The 332-nt window shown below is 58.7% G+C and carries 1 protein-coding gene; it reads left to right on the forward strand.

Annotated features, from left to right (window positions below):
* Positions 1–332, forward strand: a 332-nt coding sequence (locus AX708_RS15360) for a transposase (protein WP_156454584.1), incomplete at both ends; no start/stop codon positions are given.

Below are 332 nucleotides of genomic sequence, written 5' to 3' on the forward strand. Positions count from 1 at the left end.
TGAGCGCTGTTTCGAACGGCTCGCGTTGCTCAACGATCAGATCAAGGACATCGAGAGGGACCGCGCCCAAGTTGTGCTCGATGAAGAGTCCACCTTTCCATGCCGCGATAAAGCGGTTCGCCTCGAGCAGCTGAAGGGTATTGGCCCGAACAGCGCGGCAATGTTGGTCGCAGAGGTTTTCTGCCGAAAGTTCGAAAGCCGACGACACGTCGCGGCCTTCCTTGGGTTAGCTCCGGCGCCCTTCGCCAGCGGCGACGTTTCGCGTGATCAAGGCATCAGCAAAGCCGGTAACCGAAGCACACGTGTGCAGATGGTGGAACTTGCCTGGTGTT

Origin of the sequence: Erythrobacter sp. CCH5-A1 (assembly GCF_001557115.1) — a bacterium.
Taxonomy (GTDB): Bacteria; Pseudomonadota; Alphaproteobacteria; order Sphingomonadales; family Sphingomonadaceae; genus Erythrobacter.